Annotated in this window: 17 protein-coding genes; 11 read left to right on the forward strand and 6 right to left on the reverse strand. The window is 71.7% G+C overall.

Going from position 1 to position 23160, the window contains the following annotated elements:
- Window positions 1–14: 14 nt before the first annotated feature.
- The gene (locus tag NBH00_RS02330; protein ID WP_254571745.1) at window positions 15–1886 is read right to left on the reverse strand and encodes a hypothetical protein; all 1872 of its coding nucleotides are present in this window, start codon (window positions 1884–1886) and stop codon (window positions 15–17) included.
- Window positions 1887–2095: 209 nt separating this feature from the next.
- Between NBH00_RS02330 and NBH00_RS02335 the strand changes: the two genes are divergently transcribed.
- Genes NBH00_RS02335 through NBH00_RS02355 form a run of 5 tightly spaced genes read left to right on the forward strand, consistent with a single transcriptional unit; the run spans window position 2096 to window position 7952 of the window.
- On the forward strand, window positions 2096–2902 hold the full coding sequence (locus tag NBH00_RS02335) for a glycosyltransferase family 2 protein (protein WP_254571746.1): 807 nt from the start codon (window positions 2096–2098) through the stop codon (window positions 2900–2902).
- Window positions 2899–3972 (forward strand): lysylphosphatidylglycerol synthase transmembrane domain-containing protein, encoded by a 1074-nt coding sequence (locus NBH00_RS02340; protein WP_254571747.1) that lies wholly within the window; start codon window positions 2899–2901, stop codon window positions 3970–3972. The genes NBH00_RS02335 and NBH00_RS02340 overlap by 4 nt, the downstream gene beginning before the upstream one ends.
- Window positions 3969–4763, forward strand: coding sequence for a glycosyltransferase family 2 protein (locus NBH00_RS02345; RefSeq protein WP_254571748.1), 795 nt, complete (start codon window positions 3969–3971; stop codon window positions 4761–4763). Before NBH00_RS02340 ends, NBH00_RS02345 begins: the two co-directional genes overlap by 4 nt.
- A gap of 26 nt (window positions 4764–4789) precedes the next feature.
- Window positions 4790–6649: a hypothetical protein gene (locus NBH00_RS02350; protein ID WP_254571749.1), complete on the forward strand. Its 1860-nt coding sequence runs from the start codon at window positions 4790–4792 to the stop codon at window positions 6647–6649.
- Window positions 6650–6668: 19 nt separating this feature from the next.
- Window positions 6669–7952, forward strand: a complete 1284-nt coding sequence (locus NBH00_RS02355) for a glycosyltransferase family 87 protein (protein WP_254571750.1) — start codon at window positions 6669–6671, stop codon at window positions 7950–7952.
- A gap of 4 nt (window positions 7953–7956) precedes the next feature.
- On the opposite strand, the gene NBH00_RS02360 is transcribed toward NBH00_RS02355, so the two are convergent.
- The 3 genes from NBH00_RS02360 to NBH00_RS02370 are packed head-to-tail and all read right to left on the reverse strand — an operon-like array spanning window position 7957 to window position 11799.
- A complete protein-coding gene (locus NBH00_RS02360) occupies window positions 7957–9033 on the reverse strand; it encodes an NAD-dependent epimerase/dehydratase family protein (protein WP_254571751.1) in 1077 nt (358 codons plus the stop codon).
- 24 nt (window positions 9034–9057) lie between these two features.
- Window positions 9058–10122, reverse strand: a complete 1065-nt coding sequence (locus NBH00_RS02365) for an NAD-dependent epimerase/dehydratase family protein (protein WP_254571752.1) — start codon at window positions 10120–10122, stop codon at window positions 9058–9060.
- Window positions 10123–10140: 18 nt separating this feature from the next.
- Complete coding sequence (locus NBH00_RS02370; protein WP_254571753.1) at window positions 10141–11799, reverse strand: hypothetical protein; 1659 nt, start codon at window positions 11797–11799, stop codon at window positions 10141–10143.
- Window positions 11800–11897: 98 nt separating this feature from the next.
- Here NBH00_RS02370 and NBH00_RS02375 point away from each other — a divergent pair, with 98 nt between their 5' ends.
- From NBH00_RS02375 to NBH00_RS02400, 6 genes are all read left to right on the forward strand, one after another.
- Window positions 11898–14279: a glycosyltransferase gene (locus NBH00_RS02375; protein ID WP_254571754.1), complete on the forward strand. Its 2382-nt coding sequence runs from the start codon at window positions 11898–11900 to the stop codon at window positions 14277–14279.
- Window positions 14280–14328: 49 nt separating this feature from the next.
- Complete coding sequence (locus NBH00_RS02380; protein ID WP_254571755.1) at window positions 14329–16194, forward strand: hypothetical protein; 1866 nt, start codon at window positions 14329–14331, stop codon at window positions 16192–16194.
- A 62-nt stretch (window positions 16195–16256) separates the two neighbouring features.
- Window positions 16257–16676 carry a hypothetical protein gene (locus tag NBH00_RS02385; RefSeq protein ID WP_254571756.1) on the forward strand — a complete coding sequence of 140 codons (420 nt, stop codon included), beginning with the start codon at window positions 16257–16259 and terminating at the stop codon, window positions 16674–16676.
- 623 nt (window positions 16677–17299) lie between these two features.
- Complete coding sequence (locus tag NBH00_RS02390; protein WP_254571757.1) at window positions 17300–18784, forward strand: hypothetical protein; 1485 nt, start codon at window positions 17300–17302, stop codon at window positions 18782–18784.
- A 213-nt stretch (window positions 18785–18997) separates the two neighbouring features.
- The gene (locus tag NBH00_RS02395) at window positions 18998–20710 is read left to right on the forward strand and encodes an NHL repeat-containing protein (protein WP_254571758.1); all 1713 of its coding nucleotides are present in this window, start codon (window positions 18998–19000) and stop codon (window positions 20708–20710) included.
- A 69-nt stretch (window positions 20711–20779) separates the two neighbouring features.
- Window positions 20780–21937 carry a class I SAM-dependent methyltransferase gene (locus NBH00_RS02400; RefSeq protein WP_302182684.1) on the forward strand — a complete coding sequence of 386 codons (1158 nt, stop codon included), beginning with the start codon at window positions 20780–20782 and terminating at the stop codon, window positions 21935–21937.
- Window positions 21938–21949: 12 nt separating this feature from the next.
- Here NBH00_RS02400 and NBH00_RS02405 read toward each other — a convergent pair whose 3' ends face one another.
- Window positions 21950–22375, reverse strand: coding sequence for a hypothetical protein (locus NBH00_RS02405; RefSeq protein WP_254571760.1), 426 nt, complete (start codon window positions 22373–22375; stop codon window positions 21950–21952).
- Between the two features lie 20 nt (window positions 22376–22395).
- Window positions 22396–23160 (reverse strand): class I SAM-dependent methyltransferase, encoded by a 765-nt coding sequence (locus tag NBH00_RS02410; RefSeq protein WP_254571761.1) that lies wholly within the window; start codon window positions 23158–23160, stop codon window positions 22396–22398.

Consider the following 23160-nt stretch of genomic DNA (forward strand, 5'->3'; position numbering starts at 1 on the left):
CGACCGGCCGTCGGTCAGGGGCGGATGCGCACCGCGAAGAACGCGATGTCCAGGCGCCCGCCCGTCTCGCCGCCGGCACGAAGGAGCCGCAAGCCCGTCGCCTGCGGCGCCACCGAAAACGGGCGGGGCAGGTCGGTGCCCCGAGCCGCCCGCAACGGAATGCCGTCAGCAAGCGTCCCGGGCACGACCCGGTGCACCCCTCGCGTCCCGAGGTCGATCGCCCGCTCGTACGCCTTGTAGAAAAGCGACCGGATCGTCTCAGCGCCGCGGACCTGTGCGCCGGTGACACGCGCGTAGACGACCTCGTGTCGGCGAGGCGCCGGTACGTCGACAGACCGTCCCCAGATCGTGTGAGCCGAGCCGAGCGGCCGCGGGCTGCTGCAGCGTGGGGACACCCGATCGAGGGCAAGCCATCGACGCCCCTGGCGGACGCCCAGGACGTAGCGACAAAGGACCTCGCGGGCCAACAGCGGGGTATCGAGGGACCACAAGCGTCCGTCGACGGTCCCCGTCGGCCCTGCCAGGATCCGCTCAGGCGCGTCTCCACGTCGCAGCGCGCCGGCGTCGAGGCGATCGAGCCGTGACGTGTATGCCTGGTAGCCCTGCAGGAGGGGAAGAGGTCGCCACCGCAGGTCATAGGCCCACGCCGCGGCGATCTCGGTCGGCAACACGGCGACCGTGCGACCGCGGAGGTCGGCGAGAACCGACGGCGACAACGCATCCCTCGCGATGACAGCCCGGCGTCCGGCCCGCTCGAGGACGCCACGCCGCTCAGCACTCACCAGCGGAGCGAGTTGACGCGCGGCGTCACGGACGTGCGCGACGGGGGAGACGGCGTCACCGACCGCGTTCCCGCCCGACTGGAGGCAGCCTGCGAAGGACGCCGCAGCGAGGGCCAGCGCCATGGCGGGTGCCCACCGTCGTCGCCATGGCAGCACGAGGATGGCCGGACCGAGCATCCCGAAGATCAGGACCGAGTGCCCGCGGTCGTGTCGGACGATGCCGGCCTTGAAGCACATGAACGCGAGCACCGTCCAGGCAACGAGGACTCCGGCGGTGGCTCGGCGCCCGGCCACGGCAGCGTCGAGGTAGATGCCGATGCCGACGCCGAGCCAGATCAGAGCCGCCACCTGCCCGTTCCACGCGAGGGCGGGGTCGTCGACCGCCATCGCCTGCGAATACCCCCCGACGACGTCGCCGGCATTTGTGGCATAGGCGCCGAGATCGGAGAGGGCCTGGCCGGTGAGCAGCCAACCGGCGATCAGGGTCGCGACGGCCCACACCGCCCACCGCGCCCATAGGGCCACTGCTCGCCGAGGCGGGCCTACGAACGGCAGGGCGGCGCCGGCGACGAGGAGGATCGACACCCCGACACTGATCTTCTCGAGGACCTCCAGCCCGCCAAGCGCACCCAGGGCGGCGGCGAGCTGGGGCGCCGAGGGCGGCTCGTCGACCAAGAGGCGGACGACGACGGCGAACGTCACCACCAGGGTCGGCTCCGGCAGGCCCCACAGCACCGGAAGGAGCGCCAGGAAGGCGCCCGCGCGGCCGAAACGGCGCGCCGCCAGCGTCCACAGCACCGCAGACGACCCGACGCGTATGACGGCGAGATAGAGAAGTGCCAGCGAGCCGGACTGCCCGAACCAGAACGCCGGGGACCGCAGCCACCCGAGCGGGCCGTAGGTGAAGGCGAGCCCGCGGCCCCAGGCGATGCCGTCGTGGGCCGCCATGTGCAGACCGGCCTGCCAAGAAGGATCGAGCCCCGCCTGGGGGGCTTCCCCGATGGTCTGCCACGAGAGCGCGGCGAGCAGCAGGCCCACGCCCAAGCCTACGACCAGGGCGGTCCGCCGCGCGGCGGGCGGCGAGGGCGGCGGCGTCGCGGTCATCGAGCTGGCCATCGTCGTCCTCGCGTGGGGGCAGGCGGCAACTCGCGCGAGGCCAGGGACCGACGCCGCGAACGGGATGGAGCGTTGCCCTCGTAGTAACGTTCGCGACGGCCGCAGCAGGACGTGCCGCCGGTGGTCAACTGTAACGAAGACGTCATCCCCCGGTAGCCAATACCGAGCCCGGGCCCGTGACGTCCGGTTCGCATCGCGTGAAACTCTCCGTCGTCATTCCAGCCCACAACGAGGTCGACTCGATCGGCGCGACCGTCTCCTCGACGGTCCGCACGCTCGACGGCGCGGGCGTGGACTTCGAATTGATCGTCGTGGACGACGCGAGCGCCGATGGCACCGCCGGGGCCGTTGCGGCGGCCGCCGACGGCGACAAGCGCGTGCGCTGCGTCCGCTCACACCACCCCGGTGGCTTCGGATTCGCGGTCCGTGCGGGGCTGGAGCAGTTCACCGGCGACGCCGTCGCAATCATGATGGCCGACGGATCCGACGACCCGGCCGACCTCCTGGGCTACCTCGCGGTCCTCGAGGACGGCTACGACTGTGCATTCGGGTCGAGGTTCGTCACCGGCGCGTCGGTGCACGACTATCCGCGCTTCAAGCTGTTCGCCAACCGCGTCGTGAACACCGGCATCCGAGCCCTGTTCCGGCACGGGTACAACGACACGACCAACGCGTTCAAGGCCTACCGCCGCGAGGTCATCGAGACGGTCCAGCCGCTGCTCTCGAACCATTTCAACCTGACCGTCGAGCTTCCGCTCAAGGCCGTCGTGCGAGGCCACTCCTATCGCGTCGTCCCGATCTCGTGGCGCAATCGGCGGGCGGGCGAGTCGAAGCTGGCCCTGCAGGAGATGGGGAGCCGATACCTCTTCATCGTGCTCTACGCGTTGCTCGAGCAGCACCTCGCCCGCGGCGACTATCAACGGTCGGCTCCGTCGCCGGGCCGCCTGCGGGTCGGCGACAGCAGCGCGACCCTCGATGCCCAGGTGGCAGAGGCGCGCCGGTGACGGGTGCCGAGATGCTGCAGCGGCCGCCGGAGGCCGACGCCGATGCGGTCGTCCTTCCGGAGCGGACATCCGGCGCCCGGCACCACGTCCGCACCATGGCAGGGCTGGCCGTGTCGGTCGTCGCGCTCGGCGCCGTCATCTGGTGGGCGACGAAGCAGGAGACGCCGACGTTCCCGTCCTCGCCGCGTCACCTCGCCCTCCTCGGTGTCGCGGTCCTCGTCCACATCGGCGCGACGCTCGCGCGCGGATGGCGCTGGCACGTCGTCCTGCGCAGTGCGGGGGTGCAGCACGACGCGATCGACGCCTATGCCCTCACGACCGTCGGATACATGGGGAACACCGTCTTGCCCGCGCGTGGAGGCGAGGTCCTGCGGACGGTCCTCCTCGGGCAACGCTCGTCCGCGCGCAAGCGGGAGATCCTCGGGTCGATCGTCGCCGAGCGCCTGCTCGACGTCGCCGCACTCGCCGTGCTGTTCGTCGTCGTCACCTTCGGTGGGGTCGCGGGAGCCCCGGTCGGCCTCGCCCCGGCGATCGCCTCCATGGTCGCGGCGCTCCTGGCCGGCGTCGGTCTGGTCGTCTACCTCCGTGGCCGCCGAGCGGGCCGCTGGACTGCGTTCGCCGACCGCATCCGCCCGTTCGTCCTCTCGGTGAGAGCCATGCTCGGGGCCACGGGTCTGCTCCTGCTGCTCGTCAGCAGCGCCATCTGGTTGTCCGAGGGCGTCATCTTCTTCCTCGTCGGACGGTCGCTCGAACTCGCGATCAGCCTTCCCGAAGCGGCGTTCCTCGTCGTCATCGGCTCCTTCTTCGCACTGATCCCCGCCGCGCCCGGCTACGTCGGGACGTACGACGCCGCCGTCCTGTTCGGACTGAAGGCGCTGGGGATCTCCGGGGGCGCGTCGATCGGGTTCACGATCCTCGTCCGCTTCGTCCTCTTCGTGCCCGTCACCGTCGTCGGGCTCCTCTTCATGCTCTTCCGCTACGGCGGACTCGCGCGCGTCGCCGGCCGCCTGCGTCTGGCCAGGCGCGGTCCCAGCCCTCAGACCACTTCGACCAAGGACCCCATCTCGTGACCTCCGACTCCGCCGCCCCCGCCGCGCTGGACGATGCCGATGCCGGGCTCCTCGCCGACCGCACGGTCGTCGTCGTCATGCCGGCCTACAACGCCGCGAACACCCTTCGTCTGACGCTCGACGCGATCCCGCCCGGCTGGGTCGACGAGATCATCCTCGTCGACGACAACTCGTCGGACTCGACGGTCGAGGTCGCCGAGCAGCTGAACCTGCGGGTCATCTCCCATCCGCACAACGTTGGCTACGGCGGCAACCAGAAGACCTGTTACATGGAGGCTCTGCGCCACGGGGCCGACGTCGTGATCATGCTTCACCCCGACGGGCAGTACGACCCGTCCCTGATCCCGTCGCTCGTGCGGCCGATCCTCCGGGACGAGGCCGACATGGTCCTCGGCTCGCGCTTCAAGTCGCCGGGCGGGGCCCTCAAGGGAGGCATGCCGATGTACAAGTTCATCTCCAACCGCTTCCTGACGGAGACCGAGAACCTCGTGCTCGGTCAGAAGTTCACCGAGCTGCACACCGGGTACCGCGCGTACAGCCGCGCGTTCCTCGAGACGGTTCCGTTCCTTCGCAACTCGACGGACTTCGTGTTCGACTCAGAGGTCATCGCGCAGGCCGTCGCTCTAGACCAGCGCGTCACCGAGGTCGCCGTCGAGACCCGCTATTTCCCGGAGGCGTCCTCGGCCAGCCTCAGCCAGAGCCTCGTCTACGGCAGCAAGACACTGCTGACGATGGTGCGGTACTTCCTGCACCGTCGCGGTCTCGTACGGTCGCGCCTGTTCCGCCCGTGAACGGACGCGGACGCGGCGACCGCGTGATGCCGGGGTCCCTCTCGGACCGCGGTTTCGCGCTCGCCGCGGCCGTCATTGTCGCGGCCTCCGCGGTAGCGATGGCCGCGGTCAACTGGGGCGGCTTCTTCTACCAGGACGACTTCCTCTTCCTTCGGCAGGGTCACGACGCCGCGATGAGCCTGAGCTACCTCCGGGAGGGGGCGTTCGGGCACTTCTTCCCGGGCTTCCGTGCCGCGTTCTGGCTGCAGGACCGGACCGTCGGCCTCGACCACCACGTCATCGTCTTCGTGGTCGCGGCGGTACACGTCGCGTGCCTCCTCGCCATGCTCCGCCTGCTGATCCTGATCTTCGGGCGCCGGCCGGGGACGCTCGTGCTCCTCGGCATGTTCGGCTTCTCGGGGCTGTGGCTGTCGGGGTACCTATGGTGGGTCTCCGCCCTCCAGGTGATGCCGGCCACGTTGCTGACGATCATCGTCATCGACGCGCACGTCCGGTACCTCACCTGGCGCCGCCGCCGAGACATCGCGGTCGCCGCCCTCGGGCTGGCCCTCGCCCTCTGTTTCTACGAGAAGCCCGCGCAGCTCGTCGTTCTCCTGCCGCTCCTGACCCTGCTCGCGTTCTCCACCGCCGCGTCGTTTCGCGGGCTGCTCGCCGACCTGTGGGGCGCGTGGCGCCTGTGGGCGGCCTTCGGCGTCGTCCTGGCGGTCTACGCCATCGCCTATCTCACGGGTGACTTCTACGTGGCGACCGTGCACCCGACCGCGCACACGGTCATCAGCGCCGTGGCGCAGGGCTGGCACCAGGGCTTCGTCCCGGCCTTCCTCGGCGGGCCCTTCACGCTCGTCCAGCACGGGTCGCTCGGGTACCCGGACCCCACCCGCCTGCTCACGGTCGTCGACCAGCTCGTCGTCCTCGGGCTCGTCGTCCTCTCCGTCTCGCGCCGGCGCAGCGCCTGGCGGGGCTGGGCGTTTCTGGCGACCGCCTTCGTGATCAACGTCGCCGTCATCGCGTGGACCCGCGGGGGGCTGCTCGGCGCGGGCGTCGGCCGCGAGCTGAAGTATCTCATCGACATCCTGCCGTTCGCGATCGTCGGCATCGGCCTGGCCTTCCTGCCAGTGGCCCGCGGCCCGCGCGCCGAGGCCGTGCCGGCCCGCTCAAGGCCCGTCCCGCGGCCGCTCGTCGTCCTTGCCGCGACGGCGTTCCTCACGATGTTCGGGGTGTCGGCGGTCCGCGTCGCCCGATTCTGGCACGGAGGCGACAGCGCCCGCTTCGGCCGCACGTTCGACGCGACCCGGGAGCACCTGGACACTCGGCAGGGGACGGTCTACCTCGACGTCGACATGCCCGAGACCGTCCTGTCGTCGGCCTTCCAGCCGTACCAGCGCGAGTCGGTCCTCCTGCGGCTGTTCGGAACCCGGCTGCGCTACGCAGGGCAGGCCGACCGCACGCTCGTTGTCGACCCGGCCGGACGGGTGCGCCCGGACGCCCCGCTGGTCCAGGCGCGGCTGCTCCCCGCGAAGGCGACGATCGATGGCCAGCCGCTCCCGCCCGATCGCGGCGGCGCGGCGTGCCTGCGGTCCGACGACGCGCCCCACCTCATCAGCATCCCGCTGACTGCGCCGCTGCCGCCGGGCCGGCCCTATCTGCGCCTGAGGACGCGCGCGCCGCGACCGGTCAGGCTCCGCTTTCCGCAGCAGGCCGGGATCGAGATCGGGGCCATCGACCCGGCGCGCCGGTCGGTGGCGCAGCGTCTCGACGGCGGACCGCGGCCGCTGTACGTCCCGCTCGAGTCGCCGGGAGCCGGCACCGTGGACCTGCTCATCGACCCGGGCAACCCCATCTGCCTCGAAGGCGGGACCGTCGGCGTCCCGGCGACGGTCGGGTGAGCACGTCAGGATGTCGTCGATGAGCACCAGCGTGCCCACGGCCGCGGCCACGCGCGACGGCATCGCGTCCCCGACATCCCCCGCACACCGGTCGCCGGGTCGCGGCGACGGCGTCGCCGTGCTCGTCGCGGCAGGGCTGCTCGTGTGGTGGGCCATCCAGGCGTTCGGCGACCCGCTCACGCTGGACGTCGGCTTGGCCTACCAGGGCGGTCAGGTCGCCCTCGCGACGGGGCACCCGGAGCGCCTGGGTACGTGGATCTCGACGCCTTTCCTGGCCGTTGTCATGGCGGGGGTGTCGAAGACCGTGACGGTCGGGACGGCCGCGAACCTCGTCACCGTCGCGAACCTCGGCGTCGTCGTCGCCCTGCTCGCCGGCGTCTGGCGCGGGCTGCTCGGCGCGCTCCCACCTTGGGCCTGGCGCCTGAGCCTGGTCGCGATGGCCGGATTCGGCCCGATGGTGTCGTCGGTCTGGTGGAACCAGCTCAACCTGCTGGCCCTCGGCCTCGCCGTCGCCGGCTTCGCGCTCGTCGGGCGCGAGCGGGACGTGCTCGGCGCCGTGGCCATCAGCCTCTCCCTCGCCGTCAAGCCCCTGGTCGTCCTGCTGCCGCTGGCCCTGCTCGTGAAGCGCGACACGCGCCGGGCCGGGCTGCTCGTCCTGCTCATCACGGTCGGAGTCATGCTCGTGAGCCAGGGTGTCCTCGCGATCTGGGCCGGGGATGCCGGGGCCCTCGACCCGTTGCCGGCGCTGCGGAACTTCTCGCACAAGGCGCTGCCGGCGAACATCTGGGCCTGCCAGTACGAGAACTTCTCGCCGAGTTCGACGCTCTGCCGCCTCTCAGGAGGAGACAACTGGAACTACATCCGCGGCGTGAGCCTCGCCGGCGTCGGCCTGCTCGCCCTGCTCTTCGCCGACCTCCTGCGACATGCTGCCGGGCGGGCCTGGGAGTGGTTCGCGGTCGCCGTCGCGCTCTCCCCGATGGTGAGCCCGATCGCCTGGAGTCACTACCAGGTTCTGCTCGCCCCGCTCCTCGTCGTCCTGTTCGTCCGGTTCCTGGGCGAGCGTGAGCGGCTGAGCACCTGGGGCTTCCTTCTCGCCGCCTACGCGCTGACGATGCTCGTGTGGCAGCCCTACGGGACGCTGCCCGGCAAGCTCGGCGAGCTCTTGGCCGGCAACGACCGCACCCAGCAGCAGCTGATCGCGGCCGCCGGCGTGGCCCAGTTCGCCCAGTATGTGCTCCTCTTCGCCGCGGCGCTGCACTTCACGCGGCGCCCGCCGGGGGCGCCCCGCCCGCAGGCCGCCTGAGCGGTCAGCCGGCGGCCGCCGCCGTCCACGCTTCGACGTTGTGGTCGTAGCTCTCCTGCAGCACCTCGTCGATCCCGTACGTGAGGGACCAGCCGGGGAAGTCGCGCTCGAAGGCCGAGAGGTCGCTCACCCACCAACGGTGATCGCCGATGCGCGCGTCCGGCGACAGGGTGTAGTCCAGCTCCCGCCCGGCAATCCGCTCGCACTTGCCGATCGCCTCGAGCATCGAGACGTTCGAGGCACGGCCCCCTCCGAGGTTGTAGACCGCGGCGGCGCGAGGGTTCTCGTGGAAGGCGTGGAAGGCGGTGACGACGTCGTGGCAGTGGATGTTGTCCCGCACCTGTTTGCCCCCGTACCCGAAGACGGTGTACGGCTCGCCGGTCACCGTGCAGCGCATGAGGTAGGCCAGGAACCCATGCAGCTGGGCGCCGGCATGCTGGGGCCCGGTGAGGCAACCGCCCCGGAAGCACACGGTCGGCATGTCGAAGTACCGCCCGTATTCCTGGACGAGGAGGTCGGCCGCGACCTTCGAGACGCCGAACAGCGAGTGCGTGCAGGTGTCGATCGACATCGCGAGGTCGACCCCACCGAACCACCGATGGTCCTCCGGCAGCTCGAGTCGGGTCTCGGTCTCCACGAGGGGCAGCGCGTTCGGCCGGTCGCCGTAGACCTTGTTCGTGGAGGTGAAGACGAACGTCGCGTCGGGCGTGTGGGTCCGCGCGGCCTGTAGGAGGTTGAGCGTGCCGTTGGCGTTGACGGTGAAGTCCGTGTGCGGGTCGCTCGCGGCCCAGTCGTGCGACGGCTGTGCCGCGGTGTGGATGACGAGCTCGACGTCCTTCGCGTGCTCCGCGAACACCCGCATGACGCCGTCAGCGTCACGGATGTCCAGGTCGAGCGCGCGAAACCCGGCCACCTCGGCGCGCAGGCGCTCGGTCGTCGGAGCCGTCGTCGCCTCCGGGCCGAAGAACCGCGCCCGCATGTCGTTGTCGAGCCCGATGACGTCGAAGCCCTCGGCGGCGAAGTGGCGGACCGACTCGGAGCCGATAAGGCCTCCAGATCCGGTGACGATGGCGATTGGCACGGTGTGGGGTCCCTTCGGTCGAGGTCAGCCGAGGGCGCTCAGCACGAGCGCCTCGTTGGCCGTGATCCACGTGGAGATGTCGGCCAGCACCTGCTCGGGACCGCGCGTCGGTCGCCAGCTGGTGTGGGCGTAGAGGGCGGAGCAGTCGGAGAGATACACGCGTACGTCGCCGGGCCGCGTCTCGCCCGCCGACGTCACGGGGACCTCACGGCCCGCGATCCGGGCGCACAGCGCCGTCGTCTCCCGGAGCGACAGACTCCCCGCGCGGCCCCCGCCGACGTTGAACGTCGTCCCGGCCCAGTGCGCCGGATCCGCGAGCTGCAGCTCGACGAGCTCGACGAGGTCGTCCACGTGCAGCAGATCGCGCACCTGCTTGCCGGTGCCGCCGTATCCGATGTACCGCAGCGGGTCGCCGCGGTGATGGCTGAGCATCCAGTGGGTGAACACGCCCTGGTCGACCTTGCCCATCTGCCACGGGCCGGCGACCACGCCGCAGCGGTTCACGACGGTCGGGATGCCGTGGGTGTCGGCGAATTCGGCGACGAGCAGCTCGGCGGCGAGCTTCGTAGCGCCGTAGAGCGTGCGGGCGCCCGTCAGCGGGAAAGCTTCACTCACGCCGTCGGAGTCGACGAGCTCGTAGCGGTCGTCGGTCTCGACCACCGGCATGGCCTCGAGCGCGGCGACGGGGTACACCCGGCTCGTCGAGAGGAAGATGAGCTGCGCGCCGTGCCGAGCCGCGAGCTCCAGGCAGCGGTAGGCGCCCATGAGGTTCGTCTGGACGACGTAGTCGGTGGCGCCGTCGACGGAGGCCATGACCGAGGGCTCGGCGCTGCACTCGACGAGGGCGTCGATCGGACCGATGCGGGTGAGGTCGTCGGCCTGCCGGACATCGCCGTGCACGAAGCTGACGCCTGCCGTCCGGAGGCGCGGCAGGTTGAGCTCGGAGCCTCGGCGGAAGAGGTTGTCGCAGGCGACGACGTCCCACTCGGGGTGGCGCGTCGCCAGGGCGATGCAGAGGTTCGAGCCGATGAACCCGGCACCGCCGGTGATCAGGACGCGCTTGTGCGAGGAGCCGGAGGGGTGGGTCATCAAGGGGCGCCACGGGGGCTAGGCGCCCGCGCGGCAGACCTTCACGTTACCGGCCGAGGCGACGACGACGTGCCACGGCACCGGCGAGGCGTCGGCCCGCGTCTCCACGCGGAGGGCCCCGCCGGGGGCGGTCTGGGCCACTGGCTGCGTCGTGAACGTCGCGGCGAAGCGGCGCGCCAGCACGCCCGCCGCCTCGGTCGTGCTGACGACGACGGCCTCCCCGTCGGGCACGATGACATCGACCCGCGCGTCGCTGCTCGTCGCCCGTGAGAGGACGCAGCCGCCGCTGCGGCGCAGCCGCCCTCCGGTGATCATCGCCGCGGGCGGCGGGGCGGCGACCGTCGGCGGGGCCCCCGGCGCGACCCTGAGCGCGCCCGCTGCGCGCAGGACGTCATCGGCGGCCTGGCCCTGGGCCTGGGGGACGTGGGCGAGTGCGGCGGCGCTGAGACCGATGTGCCCGAACGCCCGCTCGGCCGAGAGCGCCAGGCCGGCAACGAGCTGCGGGGCGTTCTGGGGCGAGAACTGCAGGCCGGGATCGACGTCGGCGCTGACGAGGTCGAGGGCGCCGAGGCGGGCGCGGACATCGGCCGCCTGCTGCCGTAGCCCGCCGGACGTCGTGTCGATGATGTGGGCGTTCGACACCGCCGCGAACGCGAGGAGGATGCCCAGGAGCGTGACGGCCTGGATCCGCGGCGGCACGACCTGCCCCTCGAGCAGCTCGCAGGTGAGGAGCACGAGCAGGATCGCGCCCGTGTAGATGTAGCGCGGCGCGGCGGGCTCGTGGTACTGGGCGCGGGTCAGCGCCGTCAGGACCCAGAGGGCCAGGGGGGCAAGGGCAAGGGCGACGAGTCGCGGCCCGAGCCGGTCGGCGCGCCAGACGCGCAGCCCGGTCGCGGCGGCCAGCCCCACCAGGAGGATTCGCCCGTACGCCAGCGTCAGGCCGAGGACGCCTCCGGCGGCCGCCGATCCCGATTCGGCGGCGTACACCGGGGCGACGCCGAGGTTCTCGCGCCGCACCTCCGACTCCCCGTACCCGAGGTACCAGAGGGCGTAGAGGACGAGCGGCGCGACGATCACCCACCAGCGCTCGCGCCGCCGGGGGTGCAGCACGATCTCCACGAGGACCGCCACCGCGAAGGCCGCGCCGACCGAGGCGGACGCCAGCGACGAGGCAAGCAGCACGGCGGCGGCGATGTCGCCCCTCCGCGTGTCGCGGTCGAGCGCGAGGAGGGCGCCGAGCCCGAGGAGCACCGCCACGACGAAGCCGATCTGGAAGGCCCACAGCAGGTCGTCGCCGGCCGCGCCGAGCACCGCGACGAAGCCCGCCGCGAACATCGCTCCGACGTCCCCGACCCGCGCGCGCGCCAGGCGGAACACAACGATGGCGCAACCGAGGTGCAGCACGACGAGCACGGTGCGGAAGACCCAGTAATGATCGATCCCCGCCGTCTGGAGCAGCACCTTGTACATCACCACGGGGACGAGCGAGAGGTGCCCGTTGTGGGGCCCGAGCAAGGTCTCGGCGCTGACGCCGCGGCGGCGCGTGATCCAGTCCCACTCGTCGAAGAACGGGCTCGTGCCGCGCCCCGCATGCAGCAGGTATATGGCCGCGAGGCCCAAAATCACCGTCAGTCCGATGATGCTGGCGCGGGATGCTCGGGCGTCTCGGGCGGGCATGCGTGGGAGGGGGACGGCAGACCGTTCCCGCCCGCAGCATACGGAGGAGGCCGGGCGGGGGCGGGGCCGCGCAGCTCGCACCTCTACTGTTCCGCGCCATGGCGCTCTCAACGCTTCAGGGGGACCGGCCGCTCGAGGTGACCGATGGCACGACCGTCGTCGTCATCCCGCTCTACGGCCAGCACGAGCTGTTCGCGCAGTGTCTGAGCAGCGTCCTCGAGCACACGCCTGTCGACGTGCCCATCCTCGTGGCAGACGACGCCTCGCCCGACGAGGCCAGCCGGTGGTGGGTCGCCGAGCTCGAGGCGGGGGGGCACCTCCGGCACGCCGTCTACTGGTCTCGGGCCGAGATCAACGCGGGGTTCGTCGGCAACTGCAACCGGGCCTTCGCCCTGTGCGGGCGCGGCGACGTGCTCCTGCTGAACAGCGACTGCGTCGTCGCCGACGGCTGGGTCGAGGGTCTGCGCGCGGCCGTCGCGTCCGACGGGTCGATCGCCACCGCGTCGTCCCTCACGAACCACGGCTCGATCGTGTCGGTGCCGGTGCGCAACACGCCGGCGGAGGCGCTGCCGCAGCACACGACGCTCGACGTCGCCGCCCGCGCGGTCCGCGAGAACGCACGCCGTCTCTACCCGCGCCTGCCGACGGCGATCGGCCACTGCGTCCTCGTGCGGCGCGCGGCCATCGACCTCGTCGGCGGCTTCGACGAGGCCTTCGCCCCCGGCTACGGCGAGGAGGTCGACTTCTCGCAGCGCTGCATCGCGAGCGGGATGCAGCACGTGCTGGCCGACGACGTGCTCGTCCTGCACCAGGGCGGGGGGACCTTTCAGGCGGCGGGCTCGGCGACGCGCGACGCCCTGCAGCTCGCGCACGAGAAGCTCATCCGGCAGCGGTACCCCGCCTACCGGATCGCCGTCGAGGAGGCGGAGTCCGAGGCGGCGAGCCCCCTGGCGCGGGCGCTGGCCATCGCCGGCGAGGCGATTCTCGGGCCGCGCGTCACCGTCGACGTGCGCTGTCTCGGGCCCTACCTCACGGGAACGCAGGTCCATGCCCTTGAGCTCGTCCATGCCCTGTGGCGCACGGGCCAGGCCCAGGTCCGCCTGCTCCTGCCCGACGGTCTCGGCACCTACGCCCAGCCCGTCATCGAGGCGATGGCCGGGGTGGAGACGATCCGCGAGCGCGACATCGTCCCGACGACGCGCCGCGATCCCCTGGTCCATCGCCCGTTCCAGGTCAGCTCGTTGCGCGACCTCAGCCTCCTCGAGCTCCTCGGTGAGCGTCTCGTCGTCACCCACCAGGACCTCATCTCCTACCGCAACCCGGAGTACTTCGACCATCCCCGGCAGTGGCGCCAGTTCCGCGACCTCACGGCCGAGACCCTGGCCACCGCGGCCACGACGATCTTCTTCACCGAGCACGCGGCGGCCGACGCCCTGGCGGAGAACCTCGTTCCGGCCGGCCGGGTCCGCGTCGCGCACCTCGGCGTAGATCATCAGCTCGAGGGCCTGCAGGTCGATGCCCGGATCCCGGCGTTCGCCGACCGCGTGACCGACCGGCCGTTCCTCCTCTGCCTCGGGACGAACTTCAAGCACAAGAACCGTCTCTTCGCGCTGCGGCTGCTGCGCACCCTGCGGGAGGACCACGGGTGGGACGGGCGGCTCGTGTTCTGCGGACCGCACGTCGTCCGCGGGAGTTCGGCCGGTCTGGAGGCGGAGTACCTCGCGTCCCGCCCCGACCTCCGCGAGGTCACGGTCGACGTCGCCGCGGTGGACGAGAGCGAGAAGCGCTGGCTGCTCGGACGGGCCGCGGCGGTCGTGTATCCGACGACCTACGAAGGCTTCGGGCTCGTGCCGTTCGAGGCCGCGGGGGCGAACGTGCCGTGCCTGTTCGCCGCGGTCTCCGCCCTCGCCGAGGTGCTGCCCCCCGCCCTGTCGACCCTCGTCCCATGGGACCCCGCGCAGAGCGCCGCCCGGGTCCGGCCGCTGCTCGACGCGGGCGCCGTCCGGGACGCGCACGTCGACGGTCTGCGCGCCGCGGCGGCGACCCTCACGTGGGACCGCACCGCGTCGGCGGTCCTCGAGGCCTACCACGACACGCTCGCGCTGCCGGCCCGCGACCTGGCCCGAGTCACCGAGCAGCACATCCCGGACGCCCGGTACTGGGCCCTCCGGCATCAGATCGGCGGGACCGGTATGTCCCTCGTCGGTCCGGACCGGCTGCTCCCGGAATCCACCCAACGGGCCCTGGCCGCGTTGTTGCGCCGGGGCGCCACCCGGGGGCCGCTGCTCACCGTCCTCGGCGCGCTCGCCCGCCTCGGCGGCGGTTCGCCGCCTGACCGGCCGTCGCTGCCGCCGGCCAAGGACGACGACGGCGATGGCGACGACGACGAGAGGCACGACGCGATCGAGGACGCCGAAGGTGAGGCCCAGGTCGGGCGCCCGGACCCGCGGGCCCGGCGGCGGGCCCGTGAGGACGGCTGACCGCGCGGTCGACCGCATCGCCCGGGCCGACGCTGCTGTTATGGGGGGCATGCGTCTCACGCGCCTCTTCCTCCGGGCCACCCTCGCCGCAGTCTGCGCCGTCGCGGCGGCTGCTCCCGCCGCAGCCCTCGCGGCGGCCGAGCCCGGGCCCGTCAGGACGCTCGGCTCGGGGATCGCCGCGATCGCCCCGGAGGCGGCCGGCACCGTCGTCGCCGCGGGCTCGTCCGGCGATCAGATGCTCCTGACCCGCCTCGCGACGGACGGCACGCCGATGCAGACCATCCCCGCCGGCTCCGGTCGCGCGGCCGCCGTCGTCGAGCAGGCGAACGGGGCCATCGTGGTGGCCGGGGACGACGGCGGCGCGGTCGTGCGCGCCTTCACCCCCGACGGCCTCCCCGACCCGGGGTTCGGCTCGGGCGGCACGGCGCAGGTCCCGGGGATGTCGATCGCCGCGATGGCGATCGGACCGGGCGGCACGATCGTGCTGGCGGGCAGCGCGCCGGGTTCCGACGGGTTCCCGCGGGTCGCCCTCGCCCGGTTGCTGCCGTCCGGGGCGCCCGACCCGTCGTTCGCGGGTGGGAAGGTCGACATCGTCGCCGGGGCCGGCCGCAACGCCGCGGCGACGTCCGTCGCCGTCCTGCCCGACGGCCATGTGGTCTTCGCCGGCCGCGAGGCCCCCGGCCTGCAGGTCACCGGCGCGATCGTCGGGCGGACCACCTCCGACGGGACGCTCGACCTCGGCTTCGCGGCGAATGGGGTCCACCACTACGACGCACAGGGCGGTGCGAGGGCGGTGTTCTCCGCTGTGACGATCGACCCTCAGGGCCGGATCGTGGCGGCGGGCGCCGACCTACGGGCCGCCGGCTACATGGCCGTCTTCACCCGCCTCAGCGTTACCGGGGCCCTCGACCCCGGGTTCGGTACAGGCGGTGTGGTGCGCTTTCCGGCGTCCCGTAACTACACGGGTGACGACCTCGCCGGCCCCCTCGGCGTCATCGTCGCGGGCGGCGGCGAGATCGTCGGCGCCGGCGCCTATCAAGACTCCGGTCAGCGCTCGGCGGCGTTGTGGACGCTGACCGCCGCCGGACACCTGGATCCGTCGGTCGGCGGGGGCAGCGGGATGGTGATCATGCATCCGACGACGTCCGACGGGACCGGCTGGTGCGCCGTGGCCGCGACGCCGGACGGAAGCCTGTTCACGGGCGGGCAGAACGTGAGCTTCTCGGGGGCGGGTTCGGGCACCGTGGGCCGTTTCAACGGGTTCGGGTCGCTGGCGCCGCCGTACGCGGGCGGGTCAGGCCCGCCCTACGTCCCGCCCGTCGTCCGGCAGCCATCCCGGCTCGCGATCCTGCGCGCTCACGTGGTGGGCCGGCGGCTCGTGGTGCTCGCGTCGCTGAACGGCCGGGCGACCGGACGCGTGCGTGGTCTCTTCGTCTCCCACGGGGTGACGGCTCGGTTCTCGGTGCCCGCGCGTCGGCTGCTCCACATCCGGCGCGTGCTGTCGCCGCGAGCCCGCCGCGGAGGGAACGGCCTGCTCATCCTCCGCTATGCGGGGGACGCGAGAGTGCGAGCCGACATGGTCGCCCTCCACGCAGGCAAGGTCGCCCCCCGCCTGACGGCGGGCTCCGCCACGATCGATCAGAGCGGGTTCCTCGTGATGGCGGGCACGACCGTGCGCCGCGCGCGCGGCCGGGTCAGCGTGCGGTTCACGTACAAAGACACGCGAGGGGCGGAGGTCCCGCTCATCTTCCGCGTGCTTATCCGCCGCGGGCGCTGGCGGGTCGAGGTCAAGCTGCCATCCACCGCCGCGGCAGCCGGCGGCGACCTCGTCGTGACGTACGCCGGCGACGCGCATCGCCGGCTCGGCGGGCAACAGCTCGTGCGCGGAGTGACGACCGTCGCCGGCGTTTCGTGAGAATTCATGAGATGCGGCACGACGCGAAGAGCGCCGCGGCGCCCCGTTGTTACGCTCGGCCGATGCCACAGCTCATGGAGAAGCCCACCTTCGGCCGCGGACTGCGCCGTGTACTCCCGCTCGCCGCGCTCGCTTGTACCGCCGCGCTGCCCTTCGCGGCCCCTGCCTCGTCCGCGTCGGGCGTGAGCGTTGGACGCCGGGTCTGCACCCCCCCGAAGTACCCCGGCAAGGGAGGACGCTCGGTGTCGCTCACGACGTTCCATCTGAGCTGTGCCGGCGGGCGTTCGATCTCGCTCGCGCAGTACCGCTGCCGACTCAGGTACCCCGGCGTCAAGCGCACCAAGGTCAACACCGGTTGCAAGACCGTCCGCGGCTACAAGTGCTTCGAGCAGCGGCTCCTCAACAAGGGGTACTACTACGGCAAGGTCGAGTGCGGCAAGGGCCGGCGGGACTCGGTCTGGATCTACCGCCAGAAGGACTGACCATCACGAAGGACGCCTTCCGGTGACACGCTCAGGCGTGTCACCGGGTGGGACCACAGCAGGCCCGGCGCTCGGTTCCACGACGGACACTGAGCGAGTCGAGCGCTCGGACAACGCCGATCGGTTCGGGGCCAGGCGGCGCCAGATCGACGCCGGCAGTTCCTCTAGCCCTGGCTCCCCGCCCACCAGCCGAAACCGCCGGGCGTCGCCGCCCGCTCACGCCCGCCGGCCCCGCTCGTGCGCCGACGAGTTCGCTCGGATGGGTCTCGCCGTCGTTTGCCACCTCCGCCGTCAAGACCTACGCGGTCCGGCCCGCGGTCGGCCTCGCCCGGCGTGCAGCTCGCGGCGCGGGGCCCCGGGTGCTGAGGGCTCCGGGACTTCGTCCCGGAGCGCCGCTCCTTGCAAACGCGGGCAAGTCAGTGGCTGTCGATGCGACTATGTCGGTGGCTGACAAAGCGACTAGGTCGGGCTCCGAGGCTGTGCGGGGCGACACAGCCCCGCCGGTCGATTTCCCTCAGGGGTTGCAGTTCTCCCGGGTGAGTGTGGTAGAACCTTCCTCGTATCGGCGGCTCGTTGGGCCTCCCTTGTCACTCGAGACCCATTGAAAGGGGTTCCGGCAACTCATGTCTTTCCTGTCTAAGCGCACTGGTGCGCCTCTCGCGGTCCTCGCCGCAGCGGCCGTGCCGCTGCTGGCTCCGGCCGCCTCGAACGCCGCCATCGCCGGCGCGCTCGCTCCCAATTCCACGCTCGCGCCCGACCTGGTCTCGGCCACGGTGACCGCGAACACGGCCTCCGGGTCGACCGTCAAGTTCTGCTTCGACAAGACGCTCGGGTCGATCCCGGCCGCTAACGCGTTCTCCATCAACACCTACAAGAACGTCGCGTCGGGCGGCAACACCGCGGCCGTCAACGGCACGCAGTGCGTCGACGTCAAGTTCAACGGCGTCGCCGACACGACGACCTTCACGACCGGAACGGTTGCGGGCGGCTCGGTCGTCAACGCGTCCACGGGCACTAGGAACTTCGCCGACTCGACGGCGCTCATCGGGCCGTCGGCGACGAGCAACGGCACCCGCGGCCGGACGACTGCGCCCGACCTGACCGGCGTGACGTTCGCCGGCAGCCAGGTGTCGTACACGTTCGACGAGGCGCTCGCCGCCATCCCCGATCCGACGCAGTTCACGCTGCTCGGGGCCAACGGCATTCAGTCTGCTCAGGGCCTCCCTGCGCCGGCCGTGACGACGCTGAGCGCTGACCGCAAGACGGTCACCGTGACGATGAACGCGGCGCCCACCGTGGTCGCCAACTCCGTGCGTGCGCTCTACTCGGGCGTGGGCGGCACGGTCGTTTCGCAGTACGACGGTGACCCCGCTCCGCTCGAGTCGGCGGCGCTGGCCGGCGGCACGGGTGGCACGACCCTCCCGGACCCGACCTCCGCTACGGTCGTCGGCGACGGCTCCACCGGGCAGGTCGACGTCGTGTTTGACGACACGGTGACTGGCACAACGGTCGGAGGTGTCCCTGGTCCGGTTGCACCGGGCGGGTTCAGCATCCTCCTGTCGGACGGTCGGACCATTCCGGCTGACGGCGCGACGCTGCTGGGCACGAACACGGTGCGTCTCGGGGCCATCCCCGCTGGCGTGAACTTCAACCGTGGCGAGTTCATCGTCGGCGTCATCGCGGCCGCGGGTGCGGTCACGGGCCCCGCCGGTGCCTCCACGCCCGCCAACGTGCCCGCCGGCGGTAACACCGGCGCGTTCGCGACCGGCTTCACCACGGGTCCGGACGCCGTGGCCACGACGTTCAACGGCGCCACCAACTCGGCTGTCGTGACGCTGGACCAGCGTTACGCGACCGCCGTTCCCGGTGGCTTCTTCACGATCGACAACACGGGGACCGCGAACGCTGCGCCGGCCACGAGCCTGTCGTTCGGGAGCACCGCTGTCCCGGGCCGCACGACGGTCACCGCGCAGTTCACCAGCATCGCGGGCGCCCGCGCGCTGTTGATCAACGCCGGCGCACTGGCGACGTCGCTCGCGAGCCCGTTCGGGCCGGCCAACACGAACATCACGCAGGCTCTGGCGCCCTCGGCGTCGACGGCCGGCTGATCACCCTCACGATATGACGAGTCCCGGGTTCGTCCCGGGATCCGTCGATCGGGTGTAGTTGGATCAGGGATCGCCGCGAGCACGTGCTCGCGGCGATTTCTGTTTGTGGGGTGCGCCATTCGTCGACGACCGCACGGCGATGTCATCTTGTTCCCCGGGGGTCTGATAGCTTCGCCACCCATGCACCCTGGGCTTCGTCGCATCTGCATCGCCGTGATCGCGCTCGCGTGCCTCCCGGGCGCAGCGAGCGCTTCCGCGGCAGGTGATCCCGGTTTCGTGACCACTGCCGCCGACTCGATCAGCGGCGTGGCCGTCGAGCCGGGCGGGAGCTTCATCGCGGTCGGTCGTTCGGGGAGTTCGACATTCATCGAGCGGTTCGGCGCCGATGGGACCGCTGGCGTCGCGTTCGGCGCCGGCAGCGGCCAGGCGCGCGCCGTAGCCGCCCAACCGGACGGCAAGATCGTCGTCGCGGGCGACGACGACTCCGGCATGTTCATCCGGCGCTACCTCGCGTCGGGTGCCATCGACCCGTCGTTCGGGCTCGGCGGCGTGGTGAGGCCGACGGCCAAGTCGGCTCGGTCGGTGGTCGTCGGGCCGTGCGGGGACATCGTGGTGGGCGGGAGCGCGTCAGGATCAGACAGCTACGACCGCGTCGCTCTGGTACACCTCAACGCCGATGGCTCCCCGTACGCAGGGTTCGGATCGGCCGGGCTCAAGGTCCTCGACTACGGCAAGCAGTCCTGGGCCAACGGCGTCGCGCTGCAGCCCGACGGCAAGATCGTCTTCGCCGGGCAGCAGGCGCCGGGCTTGCAGGTCACCGGCGGCTTCATCGGTCGCGTCAACGTCGACGGGAACTCCGATCAGGGCTTCGGCAGCGGCGGGACGTACTACTACGACGCACACGGTGGCGCGAACTCGATCATCTCCGCCGTTGCGATCGACGCGGCCGGCCGGATCGTCGGCGGCGGCGCGGACGTGCAGCCGGACAAGATCCTCGCGGTACTCGTGCGCCTGAACGCGAACGGCACCCTCGACGGAAGCTTCGGGACGGGCGGCGTCTCCAACCCGCCGGCCTCGCAGAACTTCACCGGCGAGGCGAACGGCATCCGGCAGGTTCGCGTGCTCTCCACAGGTCAGATCCTGGGGGCGGGCGTCTACCAGAGCGGTGGGCTTCGCTCACCGGCGCTGTACGTCGCGACGGCGTCGGGTGCGCTGGATCCCACGGTCGGGACCAACGGCATGATCCTGATTCGCCCCGGCGCCAGCGGAGGCGAGGCCCGCGCGCTGTCGGTGGCCAACGACGGCACGATCTTCTCCGGTGGGGATACCCGTGACTTCACCGCCGCAACGCAGCCGGGCTACGTGACGAAGTACTCGCCTATCGCACCGCCGCTTGCGATTGGTACATGCATCGCGACGCCGATCCCCATCCCGATTCCCGGCACCGGTGCCGGGACCGGCACGACCCCGACGACTCCCACGACCTCGACGACGCCCACGACCTCGACGACGCCCGCGACCACGCCCACGACCCCGACCACGCCGACGACCCCGAAAATTGCACGGATCACGTCGGCTAGGCTCTCGCGGACGAAGATCACGAGGCGGAAGAGCGCCCGTCTGACCTACGTGCTCTCCTCCGCGTCGAAGGTCACGCTGACGATCATGCGCCGTCAGTCTGGTCGCCGCAGCGTTTCGGGTAGATGCGTGAGCGCGTCGTCGCCCACCGCGAAGAACGGTCGACGCTGTACCCGCTACACGAAGGTGAAGGGCAGCCGCCGGCTCACCGGCAAGAAGGGGACGAACACCGCCACCCTGACCACGACGTTTGCCCGTCACAAGCTGCCGATCGGCAAGTTCCGGCTGCTCGTGACGCCGGCGAACGGGGCATCGTTCCGCTTGTCGTTTTCGGTCGTCAAGGCCTGATCCCGCGTCGCAGCTGCGCGCGGCACGTCTGTGGGGGGCGAGCACCCCGAGTGGCTCCGGCGTCACGAGGTGACGCGGGGCCACGTCCTGCCGTGGCTCGTCGCCCACGCTCCCCTCGAGGGCCGGACCGTGCTCGAGTACGGGTGTGGCCAAGGCGCGGTCACGTGCGCTCTGGCCCCGCACGCAGGCCGCTACCTCGGATTCGACATCGATCCCATGGAAGTTGAGGCCGCACGTCGGCACGTGGCGTCGCGCGGCCTCGCCCACGTCGACCTGACCTGCGACTCGGCCGCTGATCTGGAGGACCGAATCGGTGCGTTGACCGAGCCCGTCGACGTCTTCTTGCTCTATGCCGTCCTCGAGCACATGACTGTCGGCGAGCGTCTGGCGGTCCTGCGACTCGCTCGGCGGATCGTCGCTCCTACGGGCCACATCGTGGTCGTCGAGTCCCCGAACCGGCTCACCCCAATCGATCACCACACGGGGCGCCTCCCCTTCCTGCACTCGGTGCCCGACGAGCTCGCCCTCGATCTGTACAAGCGCTCCCCGCGCCCGGAGTTCGTCGCCGCCATTGATCGCGCTGGGGAGGTGGGCGGCGAACCCGCACGCCGCATGGCGTTGGCCCGCTGGGGTCGAGGGGTTTCCTTTCATGAGTTCGAGGTCGTCTTCGGTGACCTCGCGGCCCATACGGTGGCGTCGAGCTTCGACGGGAACCTGTACCCGATCCGGCCGGTGCGCGGCGAGGAGCTGCAGCTCGCTGCGACCCTCGAGGCCTGGCGCCCCGACCTGGCTCCGTCGTGGAGCCGGACGTGGATCGACGTGATCCTTTCCGCTGCGCCGAGCCAGCTCGTTACGCACGTGCGCCCCTGGGCGCTTCGGCTGCCGCACGACGTTTCCGGTGCGGCGGTGCTCGCGGACGGGCGGGTCGAGCTTCGTCCCGGAGCGTGGCTACCCGTCGAGCTCCCCGCGCCGACGGCGGAACTGCATGTCGGCCTGATGGCCGAGGAGCCGGCAGACGCCCTTCGCGTCCGCGTGCGCGGGGAGGTTTCCGCGCCCGTTGCCCGCGACAACCGGGACGGCGTACCGCCTTGGCATGCGGTGCACTACCTGCACTCGCCCGCCTCCAGGATCGACCTGTCCCTCGCCGCGGGCGGCTGCCTGACGTACGTCGGCTACCGTGGCGCGCCCGACCCGGAGGCGCCGATGCGGCGCCCGATGGGTTGGTGAGCCGCGCCGGCGCTACTCGAACAGGCCCGCCGAGATCGACCAGCGGCCACCACGCCGGCTGAGCGTGAGTGGACCGGACGCCGTCGATCTGACCTTCGCGGTTGTCCCCGTGACCTCCAGCTTCGTGACCTTCACGTCGCGAAGAAGCTGCTTCTCCGGACCCGAGTACTGGGCCACCACCAGGGAGAGGGCCTCAGGGCACGTCTTGACCCCGCTGTTCTTCGGTCGGCCGAGGAGCTTGACCGCGTGCTGCTGCACGGCCGGGCTGAGCAGGGCGCAGGCACGCTTTGTGTCGCCGTCGGCGACGGCCCTGAGATAGCCCGAGACGACGGCCTTCGGATCCTTGCGATCGACGCCCGCGTTGCCGCCGCCGCATCCCGCGAGGGCAGTGCCGCCGGCGGCGATCGTCAGGATCGTGCGCGAAAGTGTCCCGTTCACGGCCTCAACGGTAGTACGTCTCAGGCTCCGAGGGCCCCGTCACCCAGCCGCCGCTCAAGCTCATCGATCCGCCGGTACGCGTCCGCCAGCCGCCGGTCCCGGCCGTCGTAGCCCCGTGGCCCGATGCCCGGCTCGCGACCGCCGAGCACGTCGCGGGCGATGGCCAGCAGCTCGCCGCCGTGATGCCGGTCGGTCTGCACGGCGGGCCCGGACCCGTAGGCGGGCCGGTCGGCGGCCACGACGACGAGGCCGAGGCCGTACCAGAGCTCACCGGGGAACCGGTCGCGGCCGAGGTGGCCCGGGACGAAGTCGAGGTCCACGTGGGCGACCTTCGGGTACGCCCCGTAGGGGACCGCGTCGAGGCCGGTGCGGACGACCTCGTTCCCCGTGTCGTGCAGGACGATGACCGTGTCGCCGACGGCTGGGGAGGCGAGGAGCGCCTCGACGTCCCGGCGCACGCCGTCGGCGGAGTGGTCGCCGTCGACGAGGGCGAAGTCGACGTTGCGACCCTCGGCCGCGAAACCGGCGAGCACCTCGGGCAGCAGGGCGTGCGAGTCCCCGGTGTGCAGCCGGACGTTGGCCGGGAGGTCGGGGATCGACGGCGTGATGAGGTCGAAGGAATGGACCTCCCCGCTGTGCATCGCGATCCGGCGCAGGCACGCACCCTCGGCGGTCCCGACCTCGATCGCCAGCGCCGGCCGCACGGCGCTGAGCAACCCCTCGATGGCAGCTCGCTCGCCGAGGCTCATCTGCCAGATCGGGTCGTCGAAGAGGTCGATGGCCAT

Origin of the sequence: Paraconexibacter antarcticus, assembly GCF_024220175.1 — a bacterium.
In the GTDB taxonomy this organism is placed as follows: domain Bacteria; phylum Actinomycetota; class Thermoleophilia; order Solirubrobacterales; family Solirubrobacteraceae; genus Paraconexibacter; species Paraconexibacter antarcticus.